Annotated in this window: 23 protein-coding genes; 13 read left to right on the plus strand and 10 right to left on the minus strand. The window is 74.0% G+C overall.

Features of this window, described 5'->3' with window-relative positions; translation table 11 throughout:
• The first annotated feature begins 575 nt into the window (after window positions 1–575).
• Together IE239_RS36725 and IE239_RS36730 are read left to right on the plus strand one after the other, a co-directional pair.
• Entirely contained in the window at window positions 576–1,706 is a 1,131-nt protein-coding gene (locus IE239_RS36725; protein WP_190153792.1) for an alpha/beta hydrolase, read from the plus strand.
• Window positions 1,707–1,882: 176 nt separating this feature from the next.
• On the plus strand, window positions 1,883–3,319 hold the full coding sequence (locus IE239_RS36730; RefSeq protein ID WP_190153793.1) for a hypothetical protein: 1,437 nt from the start codon (window positions 1,883–1,885) through the stop codon (window positions 3,317–3,319).
• Window positions 3,320–3,406: 87 nt separating this feature from the next.
• Here IE239_RS36730 and IE239_RS36735 read toward each other — a convergent pair whose 3' ends face one another.
• Entirely contained in the window at window positions 3,407–3,820 is a 414-nt protein-coding gene (locus IE239_RS36735; protein WP_190153794.1) for a VOC family protein, read from the minus strand.
• A gap of 300 nt (window positions 3,821–4,120) precedes the next feature.
• Between IE239_RS36735 and abc-f the strand changes: the two genes are divergently transcribed.
• The 3 genes from abc-f (at window position 4,121) to IE239_RS36750 (ending at window position 7,186) form a co-directional block, all read left to right on the plus strand.
• Window positions 4,121–5,719 (plus strand): ribosomal protection-like ABC-F family protein, encoded by a 1,599-nt coding sequence (gene abc-f / locus IE239_RS36740; protein WP_190153795.1) that lies wholly within the window; start codon window positions 4,121–4,123, stop codon window positions 5,717–5,719.
• Between the two features lie 322 nt (window positions 5,720–6,041).
• Window positions 6,042–6,263, plus strand: coding sequence for a helix-turn-helix domain-containing protein (locus tag IE239_RS36745; RefSeq protein ID WP_004002281.1), 222 nt, complete (start codon window positions 6,042–6,044; stop codon window positions 6,261–6,263).
• A gap of 119 nt (window positions 6,264–6,382) precedes the next feature.
• Window positions 6,383–7,186 (plus strand): enoyl-CoA hydratase/isomerase family protein, encoded by an 804-nt coding sequence (locus IE239_RS36750; protein WP_190153796.1) that lies wholly within the window; start codon window positions 6,383–6,385, stop codon window positions 7,184–7,186.
• Window positions 7,187–7,208: 22 nt separating this feature from the next.
• Here IE239_RS36750 and IE239_RS36755 read toward each other — a convergent pair whose 3' ends face one another.
• On the minus strand, window positions 7,209–7,922 hold the full coding sequence (locus IE239_RS36755; protein ID WP_190153797.1) for a nucleopolyhedrovirus P10 family protein: 714 nt from the start codon (window positions 7,920–7,922) through the stop codon (window positions 7,209–7,211).
• A 96-nt stretch (window positions 7,923–8,018) separates the two neighbouring features.
• On the opposite strand from IE239_RS36755, the gene IE239_RS36760 reads away from it, so the two are divergent.
• The 5 genes from IE239_RS36760 to amaP are packed head-to-tail and all read left to right on the plus strand — an operon-like array spanning window position 8,019 to window position 10,374.
• The gene (locus IE239_RS36760) at window positions 8,019–8,504 is read left to right on the plus strand and encodes an Asp23/Gls24 family envelope stress response protein (protein WP_190153798.1); all 486 of its coding nucleotides are present in this window, start codon (window positions 8,019–8,021) and stop codon (window positions 8,502–8,504) included.
• Window positions 8,505–8,559: 55 nt separating this feature from the next.
• The gene (locus IE239_RS36765) at window positions 8,560–8,745 is read left to right on the plus strand and encodes a hypothetical protein (protein WP_190153799.1); all 186 of its coding nucleotides are present in this window, start codon (window positions 8,560–8,562) and stop codon (window positions 8,743–8,745) included.
• Window positions 8,742–9,161, plus strand: a complete 420-nt coding sequence (locus IE239_RS36770) for an Asp23/Gls24 family envelope stress response protein (RefSeq protein WP_190153800.1) — start codon at window positions 8,742–8,744, stop codon at window positions 9,159–9,161. Before IE239_RS36765 ends, IE239_RS36770 begins: the two co-directional genes overlap by 4 nt.
• Window positions 9,158–9,790 (plus strand): DUF6286 domain-containing protein, encoded by a 633-nt coding sequence (locus tag IE239_RS36775; protein WP_190153801.1) that lies wholly within the window; start codon window positions 9,158–9,160, stop codon window positions 9,788–9,790. The genes IE239_RS36770 and IE239_RS36775 overlap by 4 nt, the downstream gene beginning before the upstream one ends.
• Before the next feature lie 5 nt (window positions 9,791–9,795).
• The gene (gene amaP / locus IE239_RS36780) at window positions 9,796–10,374 is read left to right on the plus strand and encodes an alkaline shock response membrane anchor protein AmaP (RefSeq protein ID WP_190153802.1); all 579 of its coding nucleotides are present in this window, start codon (window positions 9,796–9,798) and stop codon (window positions 10,372–10,374) included.
• Window positions 10,375–10,424: 50 nt separating this feature from the next.
• On the opposite strand, the gene IE239_RS36785 is transcribed toward amaP, so the two are convergent.
• The 5 genes from IE239_RS36785 to IE239_RS36805 all read right to left on the minus strand — a co-directional run bounded on the left by IE239_RS36785 (window position 10,425) and on the right by IE239_RS36805 (window position 15,311).
• The gene (locus IE239_RS36785; protein ID WP_190153803.1) at window positions 10,425–11,180 is read right to left on the minus strand and encodes an SDR family oxidoreductase; all 756 of its coding nucleotides are present in this window, start codon (window positions 11,178–11,180) and stop codon (window positions 10,425–10,427) included.
• 5 nt (window positions 11,181–11,185) lie between these two features.
• On the minus strand, window positions 11,186–12,973 hold the full coding sequence (locus IE239_RS36790) for a glycoside hydrolase family 15 protein (protein ID WP_190153804.1): 1,788 nt from the start codon (window positions 12,971–12,973) through the stop codon (window positions 11,186–11,188).
• Between the two features lie 127 nt (window positions 12,974–13,100).
• On the minus strand, window positions 13,101–13,892 hold the full coding sequence (locus IE239_RS36795; protein ID WP_190153805.1) for an SURF1 family cytochrome oxidase biogenesis protein: 792 nt from the start codon (window positions 13,890–13,892) through the stop codon (window positions 13,101–13,103).
• A gap of 106 nt (window positions 13,893–13,998) precedes the next feature.
• A complete protein-coding gene (locus tag IE239_RS36800; RefSeq protein ID WP_190153806.1) occupies window positions 13,999–14,232 on the minus strand; it encodes a metallothionein in 234 nt (77 codons plus the stop codon).
• Window positions 14,233–14,312: 80 nt separating this feature from the next.
• A complete protein-coding gene (locus tag IE239_RS36805; protein WP_190153807.1) occupies window positions 14,313–15,311 on the minus strand; it encodes a DEDDh family exonuclease in 999 nt (332 codons plus the stop codon).
• A 284-nt stretch (window positions 15,312–15,595) separates the two neighbouring features.
• Between IE239_RS36805 and IE239_RS36810 the strand changes: the two genes are divergently transcribed.
• From IE239_RS36810 to IE239_RS36820, 3 genes are all read left to right on the plus strand, one after another.
• A complete protein-coding gene (locus IE239_RS36810) occupies window positions 15,596–16,306 on the plus strand; it encodes a VIT1/CCC1 transporter family protein (protein ID WP_190153808.1) in 711 nt (236 codons plus the stop codon).
• 133 nt (window positions 16,307–16,439) lie between these two features.
• On the plus strand, window positions 16,440–17,363 hold the full coding sequence (locus tag IE239_RS36815; RefSeq protein WP_190153809.1) for a sterol desaturase family protein: 924 nt from the start codon (window positions 16,440–16,442) through the stop codon (window positions 17,361–17,363).
• On the plus strand, window positions 17,360–18,031 hold the full coding sequence (locus IE239_RS36820; RefSeq protein WP_190153810.1) for a lysoplasmalogenase: 672 nt from the start codon (window positions 17,360–17,362) through the stop codon (window positions 18,029–18,031). Before IE239_RS36815 ends, IE239_RS36820 begins: the two co-directional genes overlap by 4 nt.
• Here the strand turns inward: IE239_RS36820 and IE239_RS36825 are convergent.
• The 3 genes from IE239_RS36825 to IE239_RS36835 form a co-directional block, all read right to left on the minus strand.
• Complete coding sequence (locus tag IE239_RS36825; RefSeq protein WP_190153811.1) at window positions 17,990–18,946, minus strand: CopD family protein; 957 nt, start codon at window positions 18,944–18,946, stop codon at window positions 17,990–17,992. The two genes, IE239_RS36820 and IE239_RS36825, sit on opposite strands and share 42 nt — an antisense overlap.
• Before the next feature lie 117 nt (window positions 18,947–19,063).
• Window positions 19,064–20,542: a CoA transferase gene (locus tag IE239_RS36830; protein ID WP_190153812.1), complete on the minus strand. Its 1,479-nt coding sequence runs from the start codon at window positions 20,540–20,542 to the stop codon at window positions 19,064–19,066.
• A gap of 162 nt (window positions 20,543–20,704) precedes the next feature.
• Window positions 20,705–22,237 carry a S8 family serine peptidase gene (locus tag IE239_RS36835; protein WP_190153813.1) on the minus strand — a complete coding sequence of 511 codons (1,533 nt, stop codon included), beginning with the start codon at window positions 22,235–22,237 and terminating at the stop codon, window positions 20,705–20,707.
• Window positions 22,238–22,449: the final 212 nt, after the last annotated feature.

Consider the following 22,449-nt stretch of genomic DNA (forward strand, 5'->3'; position numbering starts at 1 on the left):
CAGCGAGGCTGACCCCCGACCCCCGACCCCCGGCCCCCGGCCCCCGGCCCCCGGCCCCCGGCCGCCGACCCCCGACCCCCGGCCGCCGACCCCCGACCCCCGGCCGCCGACCCCCGGCCGCCGACCCCCGACCCTCGGCCGCCGACCGTCGGCCGCCGGGCCCGACCGCTGGCCCTGGCCCCGACCGCCGACCCCCGGCCCGTTGCGGCCGTGGGCGTGCCCGCACGACTCGGCGGCGGAACGGCCGCGGGTGCGGCAGCCCCGGGGTTCCGCGGCCGACGACACCGGGACGCCCCGGCCGCGACCGACTCGGCTGCGGCCGGACCCCGACCGGGCCCCGACCCGACTCCGATCCCGATCCTGACCAGAGCACCAGCCCGGGCCCGACCTGAGTCCGAGCCCGACCCGGGCCCGACCCGAGCCCCCGGCCCGAGCTGCGGCGGCTCCGCGTCGGCTTCACGGCCTGGCATCGGTCCCCGCGCATGCCGCACGAGCACCCACCCCCGGCCGGGCGTGCGTCACCCCGGGCGGGCTCACCACTGGCCGCTGCGGGGGTCGGCCTGGACACTGGTCGGGTGCGCACTGTCACAGCGACGGCCGCCGCCGTCACCGCAGTCCTGGCCGCCGGCGCCGCCAGTGTCGCCGCCGGCCGGTTCGCCAGCGACGCCGCGCTGAAGGCGCCGCCCGGCCGGCCCCTGCCCACCGAGCCCCGGCTCACCGTGCACGGCACGGCCGCCGGGCAGATCACCCTCACCCGTGACCTCGCCGCCCTGCGCCCCGGCACTTACGGCCTGTCGGGCAACGGCTCGCACGCGGTCGTCGGCCCGGTCCTGCCCATGGCCCCGCACGCCGTCGACACCGTCGTGCGCCGCCTGGAACGCGTCACCCAGGGCTCGCTGAGCTCCGGGGACGCGGTCTGGCTGACCCCGAACCTGCACACCGGCGACCCGGGCGGCGCCCTCGGCCTCGACCACGCCGACGTCGACGTCCCCGGCGAACTGGGCATCCTGCCCGCCTGGTTCGTGCCCGGCGCCCGCCGCACCTGGGTGATCGCCGTGCACGGCCTGGGCGCCACCAGGGAACACGCCCTGAACGTGATGGGCTTCCTGCACCACCGGCGCTTCCCCGTGCTCGCCCTCGCCTACCGCGGCGACCTCGGCGCGCCCCGCCCGCCGGACGGGCTGAACCACCTCGGCGCGACCGAGTGGCGCGACCTGGACGCGGCGATGCGGTACGCCGTGCGCCACGGCGCCCAACGCGTCGTCCTGCTCGGCTGGTCCACCGGCGCCGCCATGGCGCTGCGCGCGGCCGCCGGATCGGGTCTGCGCGAGCGCGTCTCGGGGCTCGTGCTCGACTCCCCGGTCCTCGACTGGCGGACGACGCTGCGCGCCCTCGCCGCCGCCCGCCACACCCCCGGCGCGCTGCTGCCGCTCGCCGTCCGCGCCGCCGAGGGCCGCACCGGCCTGCAATCCGGGGCCGGCGACCCGGCGGCCGCGGCCGCGGACCGGCTGCGGGTCCCGACGCTGATCGTGCACGGGCCCGACGACGTCGTCGCCCCCTGGGGCCCCTCCCGCCGCCTCGCCGCCCGCCGCCCCGACCTCGTCACCCTGCACACCGTCGCGGACGCCCCGCACGGCGCCATGTGGAACGCCGGCCCCGCCGCCTACGAAGAGGCGCTGCGCCGCTTCCTGACCCCGCTGATGTGACCGGACGCCCGCCCGCCGGCCGGGCCCCCGGCGCTCGCGAAGGTTCCGTTCAAGGCCGTACCACTGGCCCGAAGGCGCCCTCCACCCCCTGGCTCCACCCCGTGCGCCGACCGGACCCCCGGGCCCCCGTGACGTTCCGTTTGGGTTTTCGGACCGTCAACCGGAAGACTGCACCCGTGACGTCCCGTATCCCGCGCGACTCCAGGCTTCGACTCGTCCGCCCGCGACCCCTGGCCGCCGCCCCCTCAGCTGTGAACGAGCGGCGCCCGCGCCGCCCCGCACCCCGCCCGCCGGAGGGCACCCCTGCGCCCGCGGAGCTGGCCAGAATGGCGCGCTCCGGACTGGCCGCCGCGGCCCGTGTCGCCCGCTGGGCCGACAACGCCCTCGGCCCCGGCCGAGACGCCGCGACCACCGACGGCAAGGCCACGCTCTCCGACGCGACCGCGGAACGAGCCGCCGCCGATCTGGGCCTGACCATGGACCGGATCCGCGCCGACTGGGACACCGCCCGGCTCGCTGGCCTCGTCGAGGTGCACGGCGACAGCGCCCGCCCCGGCTGGCGGCTGCGCGCCTGGAACCGCGACGACAGCGCCGTCCTGCGCGGCTGGGTCGCCCTGTTCGACGCCTGGTCCCTGGCCTCTCCGGAACCCGGGGACCAGGAGCCCGGCGCGGTCGCCGAAGTCGTCTCGGCCATGCCTCAGGTACTCTCCTTCCTCCAGCTGTCCGCCGGGCCCGTCCCCGTCGAGCAACTGCTGGACCTGCTGCGCCAGCGCGTCACCGAACTGCGCACGGAACGCTGCGAAGTCCCTTACAGCGCCGGTTCCGAACCCGCGACGCCGCTCGCCCCGGTCACCTCGGCCGACGTCGAGCCCGCCGAGCCCGCCCAGGACGCCGAACTCGCCCCCCTCCTCGACTGGGCCCTGCACGCCCTCGCCTCCGTCGGCGCCCTCACCTACGGCGACGCGCACGCCACCCTCACCCCGCTGGGCAGCTGGGCGGTCTGGGTCAAGCTGGAACAGATCTGCGTCGCCGCGCAGAGCCCCGCGGGGAACATCGAGCAGTCGGCCGAGGCCATGCTCCGCGGCTGCGCCCAGCTGCGCCCCAACGCGGCCCGCGCCGAGTACCGCGCCTGGCTCGCCGCCCGCACCGTCGGCAGCGCCGTCAGCGAACTGCTGCTGGCCGCCCGCGGGGACGACGCCCTGCTGCGCGGCCTCGCCTTCGAGGCGCTGCGCGTCGTGGGCGCTCCGGCCGAGCACGACGTCCGCGCGGTCGTGGACGAGCCCGCCCTGCGGCCCTACGCCCTGCTCTGGCTCGCCGAGCACGACGGCGTCGATCCCGAGGACGCCCACGAGGTGCTCACCCGGGAGGAGGCCACCTGGCTGTGGGTCGACACCGCCGCGGCCGTCGCCGACCACGGCGAGGCGCCGATGCTCGTGCGTCACCTGGAGTCCGCGCTGCAGCCGACCGTGCCGGCCCTGCTGACCGAGGTACGGGCCGTGGGGCATCCGCGCACCGTGCAGGTGCTGGTGGCGCTGGCCGCCGCGCACCCCGACCCGGCGCTGGCCAAGGCCGTGCGCCGGGCCGCCTTCCAGGTGCACACCGGGAGCAGCTGACGGGCTGCGCGGGCGGACGTGCACGGCGGGCGGCAAACACGGCGGGCGGCAGCGCGGCGGGCGACCGGCGGGCTGCGCGTGGGCCGCTCAGCCCGGTATCTCGGGCGCGTACGTGCCGAAACTCCAGATGTTGCCCTCGAGATCGCGGGCCATGTAGTCCCGCGAGCCGTACTCCTGGTCCGTCGGGGGCATCAGGATCTCCACGCCGTGCTCCGCGGCTCGCCGGTGATGCGCGTCCACGTCGTCCACCACGACGTAGACGCCGCTCGGGCCCGCGTCCTTCATCGCCGCGTCGAAGACACCGCCGCGGCCCTTGGACCCCAGCATCACCGCACCGTTGCCCTGGGCCAGCTCGGCGTGCATGACCGAGCCGTCCTCCCCCTCGTACACGGACAGTTCCGTGAAGCCCAGAGCCTCGGTGAGCTGCCGGATCGCCCCTTTCGCGTCCGCGTACAACACCGTCGGAAAGAGGCTGGGACGCCCGCCGTTCGTAGCCGCCATGCCGATCACTCCCTCGTTGTCCGAACCGGTTTCCTGAGCCGTCTCCCAGTCTGGCACCCGGCACTGACAGCGCACCGGACCGAAGACCGGCCGGAGAACCGGACGCGGGCCGGGCCGAAGAGCGCGCGGAGGCGGGGGAGTGCGGGAGCCGGTGGCGCCGCGGGACCGAACACCCGGACCCAGAAAAAATGCTTGCAGCGTCCCGTTAGACTGGCGTCATGGCCATTCTCCTCGCGCATTAGACGGCGGGAACGTCCTCAGCCGCCCATCCCGCCAACGACCCCGCACTGGAGTCTGTCCGTGATCTCCGCCTCCGGCATCGAGCTGCGCGCCGGTGCCCGCATCCTCATCGAGAACGCCTCCTTCCGTGTGGCCAAGGGCGACCGCATCGGTCTGGTCGGGCGCAACGGCGCCGGCAAGACCACCCTGACCAAGGTCCTGGCCGGTGAGGGCATCCCGGCCGCCGGTCAGGTCACCCGCTCCGGCGAGGTCGGCTACCTGCCCCAGGACCCCCGCACCGGCGACCTCGACGTCCTCGCCCGCGACCGCATCCTCTCCGCGCGCGGACTGGACGTCCTGATCCGCAAGATGCGCGAGAACGAGCAGCGGATCGCGAACGGCTCGGGCGCCACCCGCGACAAGGCGATGCGCCAGTACGAGCGCCAGGAGACGGAGTTCCTCACCAAGGGCGGATACTCCGCCGAGGCCGAGGCCGCCACCATCGCCGCCGCGCTCAACCTGCCCGACCGGGTGCTCGGCCAGCCGCTGCACACGCTCTCCGGCGGTCAGCGCCGCCGCGTGGAGCTGGCCCGCATCCTGTTCTCCGACGCGGACACCCTGCTCCTCGACGAGCCGACCAACCACCTCGACGCCGACTCCATCGTCTGGCTGCGCGACTACCTCAAGACCTACCGCGGCGGCTTCATCGTCATCAGCCACGACGTCGACCTGGTCGAGACGGTGGTCAACAAGGTGTTCTATCTGGACGCCAACCGTTCCCAGATCGACGTCTACAACATGGGCTGGCGGCTCTACCAGCAGCAGCGCGAGTCCGACGAGAAGCGCCGCAAGCGCGAGCGCCAGAACGCCGAGAAGAAGGCCGCCGCACTGCACTCGCAGGCCGACAAGATGCGCGCCAAGGCCACCAAGACGGTCGCCGCGCAGAACATGGCCCGCCGTGCCGACAAGCTGCTCTCCGGCCTGGAGGCGGTCCGTCAGTCCGACAAGGTCGCCAAGCTCCGCTTCCCCGAGCCCGCGCCCTGCGGCAAGACGCCTCTGATGGCCGAGGGCCTGTCGAAGTCCTATGGCTCCCTGGAGATCTTCACCGACGTCGACCTGGCCATCGACAAGGGCTCACGCGTCGTCATCCTCGGCCTGAACGGCGCCGGCAAGACGACGCTGCTGCGGCTGCTCGGCGGGGCGGAACAGCCCGACACCGGTGAGGTCGTGGCCGGCCACGGTCTCAAGCTCGGCTACTACGCGCAGGAGCACGAGACCCTCGACCCGGAACGCACGGTCCTGGAGAACATGCGGTCCGCCGCCCCCGACCTGGATCTGGTCGAGGTCCGCAAGACCCTCGGTTCGTTCCTGTTCTCGGGCGACGACGTCGACAAGCCCGCCGGTGTCCTCTCCGGCGGCGAGAAGACCCGGCTGGCCCTGGCCACCCTCGTGGTCTCCTCGGCCAACGTCCTGCTCCTCGACGAGCCCACCAACAACCTCGACCCGGCCAGCCGCGAGGAGATCCTCGGCGCGCTGCGCACCTACAAGGGCGCGGTCGTCCTCGTCACCCACGACGAGGGCGCGGTGGAGGCGCTCCAGCCGGAGCGGATCATCCTGCTGCCCGACGGCGTCGAGGACCTGTGGGGCTCCGACTACGCGGATCTCGTCGCCCTGGCTTGATCATCGGTGATGGATCATTCGGCCCATCGGTGATCCATCATCTGTGTGAGATCTCCTCGTATCGAGGTGTGTCATACATCGATTTCCCGGCCGATCCCTTTGTCGACAAGGGGTCGGCCGTTTCGCGTCCCTGACCTGCTATTTCGCGAAAGAACACGTTCGGCGGTACGAACGCGTACTCATGGAATCAGGGATTCCGCTTGTGGGTACGCGCTCCTGTCGTCAAAACCGTCTCGCACGGACCTTGCCGAATGGGTGGCCATCACGTCCCGGAGGGGTGATCATGAGGAGACCAGAGCGCACTTCCCATGAGGAGGCACGGGTGGCCGAGACTCTGAAGAAGGGCAGCCGGGTGACCGGCGCCGCGCGCGACAAGCTCGCGGCAGACCTGAAGAAGAAGTACGACTCCGGTGCGAGCATCCGGGCACTGGCCGAGGAGACCGGCCGCTCGTATGGCTTCGTGCACCGGATGCTCAGCGAGTCGGGCGTCACGCTCCGTGGGCGTGGCGGGGCGACCCGAGGCAAGAAGGCCGCCTCGTCCTGACCTCCGGGCGGCCCATCGGCTTCGACGGTGGCCACCCGGTCGGTGTTCCGATCGGCCGGGTGGTTACTGTGCAGTCACTTAGCTGACCGCTAGCTGACCGCACCCACCGGAGGCGCCCCATGGCCACGCCCGACCAGGAACTCGTTCCCCTGCTCGACAAGGACGGCGTACGGCTCACCGTCGACGACGCGCTCGCCACGGTGACGCTGACCAACCCGGCCAAGCGCAACGCGCAGAGCCCCGCCATGTGGCGGGCCCTCGCCGAAGCCGGCCGGCTGGTGCCGGGCTCCGTCCGCGTGGTCGTGCTGCGCGGCGAGGGCAAGTCCTTCTCCGCCGGACTCGACCGGCAGATGTTCACGCCCGAGGGGATCGAGGGCGAACCGTCCTTCATCGATCTCGCACGCAGTGGCGACGCCGAACTCGACGCCGCCATCGCCGGGTTCCAGGAGGGCTTCACCTGGTGGCGGCGTAACGACGTCGTGTCCATCGCCGCCGTCCAGGGCCACGCCATCGGCGCGGGCTTCCAGCTGGCCCTCGCCTGTGACCTGCGCGTCGTCGCCGACGACGTGCAGTTCGCGATGCGCGAGACCAGCCTCGGCCTGGTACCGGACCTGACGGGCACGCACCCCCTCGTCTCCCTGGTGGGCTACGGCCGCGCGGTCGAGATCTGCCTCACCGGCCGCTTCGTGCACGCCGAGGAAGCGGTGCGCACCGGCCTCGCCAACCTCGCCGTGCCCGCGCCCGGCCTCGACGCCGCCGTCCGCGACCTGGCCACGGCGATCCTGGCCGCGCCCCGCGAGGCGGTCATCGAGACCAAGGCGCTGCTGCGCGGCGCCGGCGACCGCGGCTACGACGAGCAGCGCGCCGCCGAGCGCGCCGCCCAGGCCCGTCGGCTGCGGGACATGGCCGGCGTCGGCGAATGAACCCGTTCCTCGCGCGCACCGGTCACTCCACGGCCGTGACCAGCACCGTCACCGTCGGGTGATCCCGTAGCGCCTCCGACACCGCCGCGCGTACCTGCCGGGCCACGTCCAGGGCCCGGTGGTGCGCACTCACCGCGATCTCCACGCGTGCGTGGCGGTGCGGCAGGGCGGTCGCGTGCTCGCGTTCCTCGATGCGCACCGCCCTGCCGACGACGTCGGTCAGCCGGATCACCCCGGCAACGGACAGCGCGGCCACGGCCGCGCGCTCCTCGTCGCCGTGCTGTGCCGCCGTGACGGACGGCGGCTCGGGTCCGGGCCCTACCGCCTCCGGTTCCCGCTCCTCGTCCAGCAGGGCCGTCACCCGCAGGTCCACCTCCGACACCACCAGGCCGAGACGCTCCGTCGAGGCCGTCGCCAGCGCCGAGCGCAGGCGGGAGGCCGCCGCCGGCAGCGGCTCGGACGCGTGCACGGCGATGTCCGCCGTCACCCGCACCGGCCCGGCCGGCAGCGCGCCGGGCGGGGGCGGCACGGCGGGCTCCGGCGCCTCCGCCGAGTCGGCCGCCCCGATCCGCAGCGCCACCAGCCGGACGCCCTCCACCTGGCGTGCCGCCCGCCGCAGCACCGCCCCGGCCGCCGCCTCCGTGATCCACGCACCGTCCCGCGGACCGCCCAGCGGGAGCAGTCTGCCCAGGCTCAGCTGATGCCGTACCGCGCTCGTCCATCCGTCCACCGTCATTACTCCAGCGTGCCGCATCCCCGGAGCGAGGACGGGCAACCGCGCTTACCGTGGTCGAAGGGGGCACAAGGGAACCGGACGTAAGGACGTACGGCGATGACCGAGTCAGTCGAGCAGAACCGGACGCAGACCCCCGACGGCGGCACCGAGCAGCCGCAGAACCGCAGGGCGGCCCGGCGCGGCGGAGGGGACCCGGCGACCCGCGGGCGGACCACCATCGCCGACGGCGTCGTCGAGAAGATCGCGGGGCTCGCGGCCCGGGACGTCCTGGGCGTCCACACCATGGGCAGCGGCCTCAGCCGGACCTTCGGCGCCGTGCGCGACCGGGTGCCCGGCGGCTCGAAGTCCGTCACCCGGGGCGTCAAGGCCGAGGTGGGCGAGGTGCAGACCGCGCTCGACCTGGAGATCGTCGTCGACTACGGCGTGGCCATCGCCGACGTCGCCCAGGCCGTGCGGGAGAACGTCATCGCGGCAGTGGAGCGCATGACGGGCCTGGAGGTCGTCGAGGTCAACATCGCCGTGAGCGACGTCAAACTGCCCGACGAACAGGACGAGGAGCCGGAGCAGCCCCGGATCCAGTGACCCGAGGACCACACGCAGCGGGCCCGGGTGACCGGACCGCCGAGGGGAGAGCACCTTGAGCATGGCCGTGGCCGGCATGATCGCCGGCATGGCACTGGGCTTCGCCGGATACTTCGGCGGGTTCGGGGCCTTCCTGCTGGTGGCGGCGCTGGGCGCCGTGGGGTTCGTCGTCGGCCGGTTCCTGCAAGGGGACCTGGAACTCGGCGACTTCTTCCGCACCCGCGACGACCGCCGCAGGTGACCACCGTGAACGAGTGGGGCGACGGCGCCGGCCGGCGCCCGGCCGCCGTCCCCGCGGGCCGGCGCGGCGCGACGCGCATCGCCGACCGGGTCGTGGCGAAGGTCGCCGCCCAGGCCGCGCGCGAGGCCGTCGGCCCGCTGCCGCCGGACGCCGGGTCCCCGAGCGCCACCGTCGCCGTCCGGCCGCACGCGCGGACCCCGTCGCCCGGTGGACCCCCGGTGGACGCGGCGCACGTCCGGGTCCATCTGGAACTCGGCTATCCCACCGACATCGGGGCCCGCTGTCACGAGGTGCGTCGACATGTCGCCGAGCGGGTAGGCGCGTTGGTGGGAATGGAGGTACCGGAGGTCGTCGTCCAGGTGGAACGGCTGCACCTGGCGCCGGCCCCCGGCAGGGCACAGGGGAGGACACGATGAGCGAGCCCGAAGGCCCGCGGGGCGGCGCGGCGCCCGTGCTGGACAAGCCGGCCCGGGACGACGTCCCCGAGCGGGCCGCCACACCCGCCGACCACCGTTTCTGGTCGGCGCGCCGGACGCCCGCCGTCGTCGTCGCGGTGCTGCTGCTGGTCGTCGCGGCCGCCTTCCTCTACGACATCGCCGCAGTCCGGGTTCACCGGCCCGGCATGGCCTGGCGGCGCGCGCTCGCCCAGCAGCTGGCCGAGCGTCCGCTGGACGACGTCTGGGTGCTGGTCGGCGCCGGCGTCGCGGCCGCCCTCGGCCTGTGGCTGATCGTCCTGGCCGCCACCCCGGGCCTGCGGCACGTCCTTCCCATGAGCCGCCCCCACCCCGACGTCCGCGCCGGACTCCACCGGGACGCCGCCGGGCTGGTGCTGCGCGACCGGGCCATGGAGATCGCCGGCGTCCAGTCCGCCCGGGTACGCGTGCGCCGTCGCAGGGCCGATGTCCGCGCGGTCTGCCACTTCCGGGACCTGGACGACGTCCACGCGGACCTGGACACCGTCCTGACCGACGCGATCCGCGGTCTGGGCCTGGCCCGCCCGCCCGGGTTGTCGGTCCGGGTGCGCCGGCCCGGGAAGAAGGGGTGACGGCGATGCTCAGGACCGTCAACCGCGTGCTCGTGGGGATCGTCGGGCTGGTGCTGCTCGCCGTCGGCGGCGCGGTGCTGGCCGTCGGACTGGGCGCCTCCCCGCCCTCCTGGTGGCTCCACGACAGCCGCCACGACGTCCTCCTCACCACCGCCGAACGCACCCGCTGGCGCGACGAGGCCTGGTGGTGGCCGGCGGTCATCGCCGGCCTGGCCCTCCTCGTGCTGCTGCTCCTGTGGTGGCTGGCCGCGGATCTGCGCCGTCGCCGGCTCGGCGAGGTCCTCGTCGACACGGGGGACGGCGCGGGCGCGCTGCTGCGGGGCAGGGCCCTGGAGGGCGTGCTGGCGGGCGAGGCCGGCCGGCTGGACGGCGTCGCGCACGCCCACGCCCGCCTGACGGGCCGCAGCGACGCCCCGGCCGCGCAGGTCCGGCTGCTCCTGGAGCCCCACGTGGACCCGGCGACGACGCTGAACCGCCTGACGACCGAGGCCCTGGCCCATGCGAGGGACTCGGCGGCGCTGCGGGCCCTGCCGGCGACGGTGCGCATGAAGAGCGCCAAGCACAAGGCGGAAAGGGTCAGCTGAGCCGCCCGACCACTCCCCGGAGCGGGCCCGTGCCGGGGCCTCGGCGCGCGTCAGAAGCCGTGCCGCATCCCGCCGTCGACCGGCAGCATGATCCCCGTCAGATAGGACGCCGCCGGGGACAGCAGGAAGGCCGCGGCCCGGCCGAACTCCTCCGGGGCGCCGTACCGGCGCAGCGGAATCCGGGACTCGTTCGCCGTCCGGGTCGCCTCGGGGTCCGCCGACAGCGCGTCCAGCTCGCGCACCCGGTCGGTGTCGATCCGCGCGGGCAGCAGCCCCACGACCCGGATCCCGCGGGGCCCCAGCTCGTCCGCGAGTGACTTCGCGAACCCGGCGAGCCCCGGACGCAGACCGTTGGAGATCGTCAGCCCCGGGATCGGCTCGTGCACCGAACCCGACAGCACGAACCCGATGACCCCGCCCGCATCCAGCTCGGCCGCCGCGGCCCGCGCCAGCCGGACCGCCCCGAGGAACACCGACTCGAACGCGGCCAGCCACTGTTCGTCCGTGTTGTCCGCGACGAACCCGGGCGGCGGTCCGCCCACGCTCACCAGCACCCCGTCGAACCCGCCGAAGGCGTCCCGCGCCGCGGCGGTCAGCCGGGCCGCCGCGCCGGGCTCGGCGTTGTCCACGGCGACGCCGACGGCGTTCGGTCCCAGCTCGGCCGCCGCGGCGGCGACGCGCCCCTCGTCCCGCCCGGTCAGGACGACCTTCGCGCCGTCCGCGACGAGCTCGCGCGCGGTGGCGTTGCCGAGGCCCCGTGTGGCCCCGGTGACGACGTACACCCGGTCCTTCAGTCCAAGATCCATGACCCCTATCCTGCCTCCTCGCCGCCGAACAGGGCGAGGGCGGTGTTCACCAGGCCGATGTGGCTGAACGCCTGCGGGAAGTTGCCCAGGTGCCGGCCGGCCACCGGGTCGTACTCCTCGGCCAGCAGCCCCACGTCGTTGGCCAGTCCCACCAGCCGCTCGAACAGCTCCCGCGCCTCCTCGGTGCGGCCGGTCATGTGCAGGGCGTCCGCCAGCCAGAACGAGCAGGCCAGGAACGCCCCCTCGGCACCCGGCAGCCCGTCGACGGGGGCGCCGTCCGTGCTGTAGCGGCGCACCAGGCCGCTGTGTCCGAGTTCGTCGCGGATCGCGTCGACGGTCCCGACGACCCGCGGGTCGTCCGGCGGCAGGAAGCCGACGCGCGGGACGAGCAGCAGGGAGGCGTCCAGGTCGGCCGATCCGTAGTACTGGGTGAACGTGTTGCGCCGCGGGTCGTAGCCCTTCTCGCACACCTCGCGGTGCACCTCGTCGCGCAGCGCCCGCCAGCCCTCCAGGTCGCCTCTGAGCTTCGGGTACTGCTCCAGCGCGCGCACGGCCCGGTCGGCGGCCACCCACACCATCACCTTGGAGTGCACGAACTGGCGCCGGCCGCCGCGCACCTCCCACAGCCCCTCGTCCGGCTGCCGCCAGTTCTCGCTCAGCCAGTTCATCAGCGCGCACTGCAGCGACCACATGTGCGGCTTCGGCGACATCCCCGCGGTACGGGCCAGCGACAGCGAGTCCATGACCTCGCCGTAGACGTCCAGCTGCAGCTGGTCCACGGCGCCGTTGCCGATGCGCACGGGGGTGGAGCCGCCGTAGCCCGACAGCCACGGCAGCTCGTACTCGGGCAGCCGGCGCTCGCCCGCCAGCCCGTACATGATCTGCAGGTCGGCCGGATCGCCCGCGACGGCGCGGAGCAGCCAGTTGCGCCACGCCTCGGCCTCGTCCTCGTATCCGGCTGCCAGGAGCGCGCCCAGGGTGAGGGTGGAGTCGCGCAGCCAGCAGTAGCGGTAGTCCCAGTTGCGGACCCCGCCCACCTCCTCGGGCAGGGAGGTGGTGAGCGCGGCGGCCATCCCGCCGGTGGGGGCGTACGTGAGGGCCTTGAGGGTGATCAGGGAGCGCACCACGGCGTCCCGGTGGGGTCCGTCGTAGCGGCAGCGCGCGGCCCACTCGCGCCAGTCGTCGACGCTGACGCGCAGCGCCTCCCACGGGTCGACGAGCGGCGGGCGGGACTCGTGCGAGGGGTGCCAGGTCAGCACGAAGGCGACCGACTCGCCCTCGGCGACGGTGAACTCGGCGTGCGTGGTGAAGTCCTTGCCCCAGGTGCGCACCTCCGGCTCGCTGCGGAACCAGACCGCGTCGGGTCCGGCGATCGCCACCCGGTGCCCGTCGACCCGGCGCATCCAGGGGATGACCCAGCCGTAGTCGAACCGCAGCCGCAGGACGCTGCGGACGGTCACCCGGCCGCGCAGCCCCTCGACGACGCGCACCACGTCCGGGGCCCGGTCGCGCTGCGGCATCAGGTCGGTGACCCGGATCGCGCCCCCGGCGGTCTCCCACTCGGTGTCCAGGACGAGCGTGTCCGGCCGGTACGCGCGCCGGGTGCAGGAGCCCTTCCCGCCCAGGGGAGCGATGCGCCAGTGGCCGTTGTCCTCGTCGCCGAGGAGCCGGGCGAAGCAGGCCCCGGAGTCGAAGCGGGGCAGGCAGAGCCAGTCGATCGAACCGTCCGTGCCGACCAGGGCCGCGGTCTGCTCGTCGCCGATCAGGGCGTAGTCCTCGATGCGGGGGTGCACGGGGTTCCGGGTTCCCGGCGGACACGTACGGCAATCAGCGGTGCGGCCGGGCGGGTGACGACCCGCCGCGCACCCGCGAGGCCGTCGCCGGCGCGGTGTGCCCGCGGAGCGCGCGAGCCCGCCCGCGCTACACCGGGGCGGGCTCGGTGCGCTCCGGGGCCTGCGCGGCGGCCGCAGCACGCTCGCGGGCCTCACGCCGGGCCAGGGTCAGCCAGCCGAAGGGGACCCCCGCGGAGAACAGCCACCACTGGATGGCGTACGCGAAGTTCAGGGCCGAGTCCTCGCTGCCGGGCGGGCCGAGCAGTTCCGGGGTGTCCCCCTTGGGCTCGGGCGCCGTCTGCACGACGTAGCCGCCGAGCACCGGGGCCCCCAGGCGGCGCGCCTCCTGCTCGCTGTTGATCAGCATGACCTGCCGGTCCGGCAGCCCCTTGAGGTCCTTGATGCCGCTGGCCGCGGTCGTCTCGTCGGGCATCAGCCGGCCGGTGACGGTGATCCGGCCGTGGGGCGGCGCCGGGATCCGGGGGAAGTCGGTCTGGCTGGGGGCGTTCGCGGGGATCCAGCCCCGGTTGACCAGCAGCACCCTGCCGTCCGTCAGCACGAACGGGGTCAGGACGTGGAAGCCGACCTTCTCGTCGGCGTTGACCCGGCGCCTGACGACGATCTCGTGCCCGGTGTCGAAGGCTCCGGTGGCGGTCACCCCCCGGTACCGCTCGCTGCGCGTGACGTCGTGTCCCGGGGTGGTCAGCGTCTCCACGGGCACCGGGTCGGCGGCCAGCGCGTCGGAGACCAGCTGGTTGCGCGCGGCGCGCTCGTCGTGGCGATGCATCTGCCAGAAGCCCAGCCTGATCATCGTGGGGATGAGGAGGAGGGAGACCAGCGTGAGGATCACCCACTGCCGGGACAACAGGAAGCGGTACACCCCATGACCGTACAACTCGGTCGTGGGGTGTACTCGGCCGGGTGCCGGAAGCAACCTCGCGGGCAGGGGCCGCGGAGGGGGTTCCGCGCAGGGGTTCCGCGAAGGCTCACGCCTTGTCGACGATGCCCACCCCGCCCTCCGCGCGGGCGCAGTGCGCGCCGCAGTACCAGTGCCCCTCCACCTCGACGCCCTGGCCGATGATCTGGACCCGGCAGTGCTCGCAGATGGGGGCCATGCGGTGGATCGCACAGGAGAAGCAGTCGAAGACGTGGACCGCGCCCTGCGCGTGCACCTCGAAGGTCATTCCGTAGTCGTTGCCGCAAACTTCGCATCTCGCCATGCGCCACAGGGTGAGCCGTCGGCCCCGCGCGGGCGAGCGGGCGGCGGGCGAGTCGCGTGGCAATCACCCGTACGCACGGGTCACCCGTCGGCGGGCTCCACGTCCCGCAGGAGCTGTCCGAAGGCCGCCTCGTCGACGACGGGCGTCCCGAACTGCCGCGCCTTCACCACCTTCGACGTGCCCGAGTCGGGGTCGTTGGTGACCAGCAGGCTGGTCAGCCGGGACAGGCTCGTCGCCACATGCAGCCCGGCCTCGGCGGCGCGGTCCTCCAGCAGTTCGCGCTCGACCGACGTGTCCCCCGAGAAGGCGACCCGCATGCCCTGTTTGAGCCGCTTGCCGTCCTCGTACCGCCCGGGGTTGGGGTGCGGGCACGCGGGCCTTCTGCGGGACGGCCGCCAGGTGCCCGGACGGTACGCGCCGTAGCCGCCCGGACCGCTCGCCTGCCGGCCGATCCTGGGCGTGGGCCGGTCGGTCCACTCGGTCAGCGGGCGGCACTCGAGCAGCGGCAGGCGGACGCCGCCTGCCGCTGCGGCCCGCAGGCTCGGCCGGAACGCCTCCGCGAGCACGCGCGCGTCGTCCAGCGCGTGGTGCGCCCGTTGCTGGACGACCCCGAAATGGGCCGCCAGCGACTCCAGCTTGTGGTTGGGCAGCGGCAGGCCCAGTTCCTTGGACAGCGCGATCGTGCACAGCCGCTGTCGCACCGGGGCCTCGCGCTGTGCGCGCGCGTACTCCCGCGCGATCATCTGCCAGTCGAAGACCGCGTTGTGCGCGACGAGGACCCGCCCGTCGAGCCGCGCGGCGAACTCCTCGGCCACGTCCCGGAACAGGGGCGCGCCTTCGAGGACGTCGCTCGTCAGACCGTGTATCCATACCGGGCCCGGGTCCCGCTCGGGGTTGACCAGCGTGTACCAGTGGTCCTCGACCTCGCCGCGGGCGTCCAGCCGGTAGACGGCGGCGGAGATGATCCGGTCGTCCCGGGCCAGGCCGGTGGTCTCCACGTCAACGACCGCGTATCCCTGGGGATACGCGGTCGGCCACTCCGTGGGGGACGACGCTGTCGTCGTGTGGTCCTCGAGCATGGTCACTGAGGATACGGGCCCCCGCTGACAGCTCGCCGCACCTGCCCCGGAGGGACGGCGGGAGAAGCCTTCCGGGACGTACGGGAGTTCGCTGTGTGCACGCACGCGCGTGCCTGTCCGGCGGCTGACGGCGCACCAACCGCGCGGTTCCGGAAACCGGTTGGGCCGCCCCGCTTGGACCACCGCTTGTTTCGGCCGCACTTGAGGCTTTTTGTCCCATTCGTTCTGATGGTGGCGGGCATCGGTGCGGCGCCCGCGCCCCACGGGGTGTCATCCTCCCTCCTGTGACGGAACCCACCCACGCCGAGGCCCACGAGGGCGCGCTCGGATCCCGGCTGAACTGGCTGCGCGCCGCCGTGCTCGGCGCCAACGACGGCATCGTCTCCACGGCGGGCCTCGTCGTCGGCGTGGCCGGCGCCACGGACGACCGCTCCGTGCTGCTGACCGCCGGCCTCGCAGGTCTGCTCGCCGGCTCCATGTCCATGGCGGCGGGGGAGTACGTCTCCGTGTCGACCCAGAGGGACTCCGAGAAGGCCGCCCTCGCGCTGGAGCGCCGAGAGCTGAGCGAGGAGCCGGAGGCCGAACTCGACGAACTGACCGAGCTGCTGGAGGATCGGGGGCTGTCGGAGGAGGTGGCGCGGGAGGCCGCCGTCCAGCTCACGGAGCGGGACGCGCTGAAGGCCCACGCGCGCGTGGAGCTCGGCATCGATCCGGACGAGCTCACCAACCCCTGGCACGCGGCCTGGGCGAGCTTCCTCGCCTTCACCGTCGGCGCCCTGCTGCCTCTCCTCGCCATCGTGCTGCCCCCGGTGTCCTGGCGGCTCCCGGTCACGGTCGCGTCGGTCCTGGTGGCGCTGGCCGGCACGGGGTGGAGCAGCGCCCGTCTGGGCTCGGCCGCGCCGGGCCGGGCGGTGCTGCGCAACGTGGCGGGCGGGGCGCTGGCGATGGGGGTCACGTATGCCGTCGGGGCGCTGCTGGGGGCGGCCGGGGTGTGAAGAGGGCGTGAAGCACCGGGGCCGTTCGCCCGGCCGGTTGGCGGGGATCGCCAACAAGCAAGCGCATACCCCTGGAAATACTTGTCGGTAACAACGTCTAGCCGCAGCCCACCAGCGGTTCTACGTTTCCCCCATGCCGAATTTGCCCGATGTCGTGCTGTGGTCGATACCCGCCTTCGTGCTGCTCACCGTGGTCGAGGTGATCAGCGTCCGGCTTCACCCCGCCGACGAGGGCGCCGCCGCCGGATACGAGACGAAGGACGCCGTGACGAGCGTCGGCATGGGGCTCGGGAGCCTCGTCTTCGACTTCGTCTGGAAGATCCCGATCGTCGCGGTCTACACGGCGGTCTACGAACTCACGCCGCTGCGGGTGCCCGTCCTGTGGGCGACGCTCCCGCTGATGCTGCTGGCGCAGGACTTCTTCTACTACTGGTCCCACCGCGGCCACCACGTCGTCCGCGTCCTGTGGGCCTGCCACGTCGTCCACCACTCCAGCGAGAAGTTCAACCTCACCACCGCCCTGCGCCAGCCCTGGACATCGCTGACCGTCTGGCCGTTCTACGTCCCGCTCGTCGCGGTGGGCGTCCACCCGGCCGCGCTCGCGTTCTGCTCGTCGGCCAACCTCGTCTACCAGTTCTGGATCCACACCGAGCGGATCGACCGGATGCCACGGTGGTTCGAGTTCGTGTTCAACACGCCCTCCCACCATCGCGTCCACCATGCCTCCCAGGGCGGCTATCTGGACCGCAACTTCGGCGGCATCCTCATCGTCTGGGACCGGCTCTTCGGCTCGTTCGTCCCGGAGGTCGACCGGCCCGTCTACGGGTTGACGAAGAACATCAACACGTTCAACCCGATCAAGGTGGCCACTCATGAATACGTCGCGATCGTCAAGGACGTGAGGGCGGCGTCCGGCTGGCGCGAGCGGGCGGGACGCGTCTTCCGCGGGCCGGGGTGGCAGCCCGCGTCCGCGGTGCCCGGCCCCGCCTCCAACGCGGCCCCGGCCGCTGAGACCACGGCCGCCGAGACCAAGGCTGAGGAGACCACGGCCGCGTGACCCGCTCCCGCGTCCTCCTCGCCCTGTGCGCGCTCGCCGCCGCCGTCGACCTGCTCAGCCTCGCGGTCGGCTTCGGCCCCGGGCATGCCCTCGCCAAGCCGCTGCTCATGCCCCTGCTCGCCGCCTGGGCCGCCCCGCACGGGGCGCCCAGGCTCCTTCTGGCCGCCCTCGCGTGCGGCTGGGCCGGCGACACCCTGCTGCTCTTCGACGCCGACCCCGCCTTCCTCGGCGGCATGGCGTGCTTCGCCGCCGGCCACGTCTGCTACCTCGTGCTGTTCGCCCGCGTCGGCCGTCCCCACGCGCGGGCCGCCGTGCTCGCCCCCTGCTACGCCGTCGTCCTGGTCGCCACCGTCGTCCTGCTGTGGCCCGGTCTTCCCCAGGAGCTGCGTCCGCCCGTCGCCATGTACAGCGCCCTGCTCACGGCCATGGCCTGCACCGCCGCCGTCGGACTCGGCCCCGTCGCCGGCGCCGGCGGCCTGCTGTTCCTGCTCTCCGACACTCTCATCGCCGGCGGCGTGGCCCACTGGCCGCAGCCCCCGCGCCCCGACCTGTGGATCATGCTCACGTACCTCGCCGCACAGTTCCTGCTGGTCCGCGGCGTCCTCGACGCCGTCGACGGGCGGCCGTCAACTCCTGACGGGCAGCGGCAGGGCTGTCAGCAGCCCTGAGACCGCCACCGCCGCACCCAGCGCGACGATCTCCACGCGCGCGGGAGTGCAGGCGGTCAGCGGGTCGGGAGACCGCCGCAGCCGCGTCCGCGCCCACAGGGCGAGCAGGGCGGCCGCGCCGACCACCAGCATCTTGGCGAGCAGCACGCGCCCGTAAGCCGTCGTGGTCAGCAGGCCGAGCACCGCGCCCGACGGCATCCGGCGCAGTGAGCTGAACAGCCCGGTCGCGGCGACCGCCGCGACCAGCACGGCCGCCACGCGCGCGTACAGGCCGAGCAGCGCTGCGCCCGCCTCGGCCCCGTCCCACCGGCGCAACGTGCGCAACACGGCCAGCAGACCGCCCGCCCACAACGCCGAGCACATCAGATGCACGGCGGTCGAAGCTGATCCGACCAGGGGCGCGTGCTCGGTCGGCGGGTGGGCGCGCAGCGCCTCTGCCAGGACCACCGCCGCCAGCGGCCACGCCTGACGGCTCGGCCGGCGGGAGAGCGCGCAGAGCCCGGCCACCGCGAACGCGATCGCCTCCACGAGCGCGAGGACGCCGGTCCGTGAGCCGTGGCCGTGCGGCGCCAGCTCCCCGGTGGCCGCCGCGGCCGCGAACCCCACGACGGCCGCATACGGCGCCCAGCCGCCGGGCCGGGCGAGCGGGGCGTTCGGCACCCGTCGGGCGAGGCCGGTCACGAGCAGCTCGCCGGCCTGCACGCACAGGGCCGCGAACAGCGCCGCCCGCAGCAGTGCGACCGCACCGGAGTCCGACGCGGTGCTCTGCCCGGTGCCGTGGGCGGCGACGGGCGGCCCGAGGAGCGGGACCAGTGCCCAGAGCCCGGCCAGGACGAGCAGGGCCACCGCCCGGCCGGGGCCGGGGCCGGTGCGGGGCGCGGAGTCGGTTGCTCGGGTCGGGCGTATGAGGGCCATGCCAGGATCTTCACCATGCACCGCGAAGCGGGGCAACTCGTATCCAAGCGGGTCGAGGTGGGACGCCCGGCCGGTTCGTGGCGGACTGTCCGGCCTCCGGGCCGAACCCCGGCGGGCTCAGAGCCACTGCGCCGGATCCGCGCCCCAGAGTCCGGGCGGGCACGCCCAGTCGTGTGGCCCGCCGTCGAACGACACCGGCGGCAGGGCGTACCGCAGCCGCCCGATCGGACTCTCGGCCTCCCCCAGCCAGGACTCCGGGCCGACCCGGCCGCCCCCGTCCCGCTCGCCGTACCCCTCTCCGCTCCCCTCGTCGTGTCCGCTCTCCTCGCCCTGTCCGCGGGCGTCCCCGGCGACCGGCGGTTCCCCCTTGACCGTCCCTTTTCCCTCCACTTCGCCCATCCGGGCGCCCTCGGTCAGCCAGGCCGCCGTCCGCGCCAGCGCCAGCCGGACGAACCGGCTGCCGCCTTCGTGCGACTGCTCGGTCAGCGCGCGCAGGACGGCGGCGGCCAGCAGATAGCCCGTGCCGTGGTCCAGGGCCTGCGCCGGCAGTGCGCCGGGCCGCTCGGCCGAGCCCTCCGTCGCGGCGATGCCGGTGGCCGCCTGCACCAGGCTGTCGAACCCGCGACGCGCGGCCCACGGCCCGTACGCGCCCCAGGCCGAGACCTGCGCCACCACGAGTCCGGGCCGGCGCTCGGCCAGTGCCTCGGGGGAGAGCCCGAACCGGTCCAGCGCGCCCGGCCGGTAGCCGGTGACCACCACGTCCGCCGCCGCGAGCAACTCCTCGAAGGCGCGCCGGTCGGCCGCCAGGTCCAGCAGCGCCGAACGCTTGCCGAAACCCGTGTCCGCGTGCTGGTCGACGAGTTCGGGCAGGTGGGGAGCGTCGATGCGCAGGACGTCCGCGCCCAGCAGGGCCAGGGTGCGGGTGGCGACCGGTCCGGCGAGGACGCGGGTCAGGTCCAGGACGCGCAGCCCCGCGGCGGGCAGCAGGGGAGCGCCGTCGAGCGGCGCGAAGGCACGCGCGCGTGCCCCGTCGAGACGGCCGCGCTCGACCAGGGGGCGGGCGGCGATCGCGACGGCCTGGGCGTGCGCCGCCCACTCACCGAGCGTGCGCAGGGCGACCGCGAGCCCGCCGGCCGCGTACACCGCCTCCTCCACGTCCAGGGCGGCGCGCCCGGTGAGCGACCTCTCCACGGCGGCCGGACCGGAGTCCGCGGGCAGGCGCAGCGCACGGAGCAACCGCTCGCGGTGGTGGGGGTAGTTGGCGTGGGTCCGCACCCAGCCGTCGGACGTCCGCCAGAACCGCGAGAGCGGGGCGAACAGGACGGGCGCCCGTCCGTCGACGAGCAGCCGCCGCTCGCTGACGAACGCGGTGGCCACCGCGCCGTCGTCCACCCGCACCGCGGGCGTCCGGGCGCGACCGGTCCGGCACGCCCCCAGCTCGGCGGCGGCCAGGGCGCATGCGCCGACACAGGCCCGCGCCAGATCCCGCACGGGGAGGCGCGCGGACAGGACGTCCTCACGGACGACGGCCGTCACGCCTGCGAGGAGGGCCGGATCGCCGCCGAGCGCCGACCAGGCGAACTTGATGTCAGTCATGACTGCATGATGCTGTATTGATTCAATCAACATATGTAGGGACGGAGGCGGCGGGAGGCGGACGCCCCAGGAGATGCCACCGCACGCGTCAAGGGCCGGGCGGTAGTCCGCCCGGCCCTCGAATCGCTGACCGTTCGCCGGTCGTCCGCCCGCTCCGGGCGGCTACTTCACGGCGCGCAGCGCGTTCACGACGCCGAAGCCGAAGAAGCCGTTGAGTCGCTTGCCGCCCACGCACGTGGCGTCCACGACGCCGTTGCCGTCGCCGTCGTACGGCTCGGTCGGGCAGCTCGTCGCGTCGGCCTGCAGCTTGAGCAGCGCCTGCAACTGGGCCGGGCTCGCGTGCGGGTGCGTCGACTTCAGCAGCGCGGCGACGCCGGCCACGTGCGGGGACGCCATCGAGGTGCCCTGCAGGAAGCCGTACGCGTTGTTCGGCAGCGTCGACAGGATGCGGCCGTTGGCCGACGGCGTGTCCGGGATCTGGTACTTGTCGCCGCCCGGCGCCGCGACGTCGACGACGCCCAGGCCGTAGCTGGAGTAGTACGACTTGGTGCCCTTGACGCCCGTCGCGCTCACCGTGACGACGCCCGGCAGCTGGGTCGGGACGTCGAAGCACTCGTGCGGGTCGACCGTACGCGTCACCGGCGTGGAGTCGTCGGGGCTGGACGCGTCCTCGAGGGCGTCGGAGTCGAGGTCGTGGTTGGAGTTGCCCGCGGAGGCCACACTGAGCGTGCCCTTCTTCTGGGCGTACAGCTGGGCCCTGTTGACCGCGTCCACGATGGCCCGCTGGTCGGGGTCGTCCATGCAGTTGTACAGCCACGGGTCGACGTAGTAGCTGTTGTTCGTGATCTCGACGCCGTGGTCGGCGGCGAACACGAACGCGCAGACGACGTTCTCCGGGTAGAACAGGCCGTCCTTGGGGTCGCTCACCTTGATGCCGGCGACCTTCACCCCGGGCGCGACGCCCGCCACGCCGATGCCGTTGCGGGCCGCGGCGATCTCACCGGCCACATGGGTGCCGTGGTAGTCCTCGGCCGGGTTGTACGGGCGCCACGCGCCGGGGGTGGTGTCGGCGACGCCGCCGACGCAGTTCGCCGACTGGGACGCCGAGAAGTTCGGCGCGAGGTCCGGGTGGGTGTCGTCGACGCCGGTGTCGATGACGGCGACCGTCACCTTCTTGCTGCCGGGGTCGATCGCGGCGGCCTTGTCGGCCCCGATCGCCCGCAGGTCCCACTGGTCGGCCTCGAGCGGCTCGCTCTGGCCCGCCGCGTCGGAGGCCTTCTCGATCTTCGCGGCCTCCGCCCGGGAGAGGACCTGGGCCGCCCCCTCGTCGGTGGTCCCGGCGGCGCTCAGCGGCGCCGTACGGGTCGCGCCGGCCGACTGCACGCCGCGCACCGCGCGTATCTTCGGACCGAAGTCGGGGGCCGCCGAGTGGACGACGAGCACGCCGATCCTGTCGTAGGCCGCGACGACGGTGCCGCCGGCCTCCGCTATCGCCTTCTTCACCTTCCGGATCGTGCCGTGGTCGGCCTTCGTGTTGACGACGTACGCCAGCGTTCCGGCGTCGGTCGCCCGGGTGACGGACGTCGTGCCAGGGGCCGCGGAAGCCCCCGTCGGCAGGAAGCCGAGGGAGGCGGTCAGCGACAGTACGACGGGCACCGCGAGAGCGAGGCGGCGTCTGGAAGGCAGATGAGCCATGGGGTCTCCACATCATCCGGAAACGGGACCTGGCCCGGGCACAGGTGGCTGCCTGGGCAGGTACATGACGGGTGGTGCTGGCCCGAAGCTATCTCCCTGACTCACCGGCCAGCAATGATTTCCCGGCGGCGATTTTGCCGACCCATGACCCTGAACGGCCCGAGCTCCCCGGCCACGACCGGCCGCAGACCACTTCGACAAACCCGCCCGAC

The organism is Streptomyces humidus, from assembly GCF_014649655.1.
In the GTDB taxonomy this organism is placed as follows: domain Bacteria; phylum Actinomycetota; class Actinomycetes; order Streptomycetales; family Streptomycetaceae; genus Streptomyces; species Streptomyces humidus.

Bases quoted from the DNA above. Each gene is read 5' to 3' on its own strand.
- IE239_RS36750 (WP_190153796.1), top strand. From the start codon at position 6,383: ATGGCCACGCCCGACCAGGAACTCGTTCCCCTGCTCGACAAGGACGGC.
- amaP (WP_190153802.1), top strand. From the start codon at position 9,796: ATGCTCAGGACCGTCAACCGCGTGCTCGTGGGGATCGTCGGGCTGGTG.
- IE239_RS36800 (WP_190153806.1), bottom strand. From the start codon at position 14,232: ATGGCGAGATGCGAAGTTTGCGGCAACGACTACGGAATGACCTTCGAG.
- IE239_RS36785 (WP_190153803.1), bottom strand. From the start codon at position 11,180: ATGGATCTTGGACTGAAGGACCGGGTGTACGTCGTCACCGGGGCCACA.
- IE239_RS36755 (WP_190153797.1), bottom strand. From the start codon at position 7,922: ATGACGGTGGACGGATGGACGAGCGCGGTACGGCATCAGCTGAGCCTG.
- IE239_RS36830 (WP_190153812.1), bottom strand. From the start codon at position 20,542: ATGACTGACATCAAGTTCGCCTGGTCGGCGCTCGGCGGCGATCCGGCC.
- IE239_RS36805 (WP_190153807.1), bottom strand. From the start codon at position 15,311: ATGCTCGAGGACCACACGACGACAGCGTCGTCCCCCACGGAGTGGCCG.
- IE239_RS36835 (WP_190153813.1), bottom strand. From the start codon at position 22,237: ATGGCTCATCTGCCTTCCAGACGCCGCCTCGCTCTCGCGGTGCCCGTC.
- IE239_RS36815 (WP_190153809.1), top strand. From the start codon at position 16,440: ATGCCGAATTTGCCCGATGTCGTGCTGTGGTCGATACCCGCCTTCGTG.
- IE239_RS36735 (WP_190153794.1), bottom strand. From the start codon at position 3,820: ATGGCGGCTACGAACGGCGGGCGTCCCAGCCTCTTTCCGACGGTGTTG.
- IE239_RS36825 (WP_190153811.1), bottom strand. From the start codon at position 18,946: ATGGCCCTCATACGCCCGACCCGAGCAACCGACTCCGCGCCCCGCACC.
- IE239_RS36775 (WP_190153801.1), top strand. From the start codon at position 9,158: ATGAGCGAGCCCGAAGGCCCGCGGGGCGGCGCGGCGCCCGTGCTGGAC.
- IE239_RS36760 (WP_190153798.1), top strand. From the start codon at position 8,019: ATGACCGAGTCAGTCGAGCAGAACCGGACGCAGACCCCCGACGGCGGC.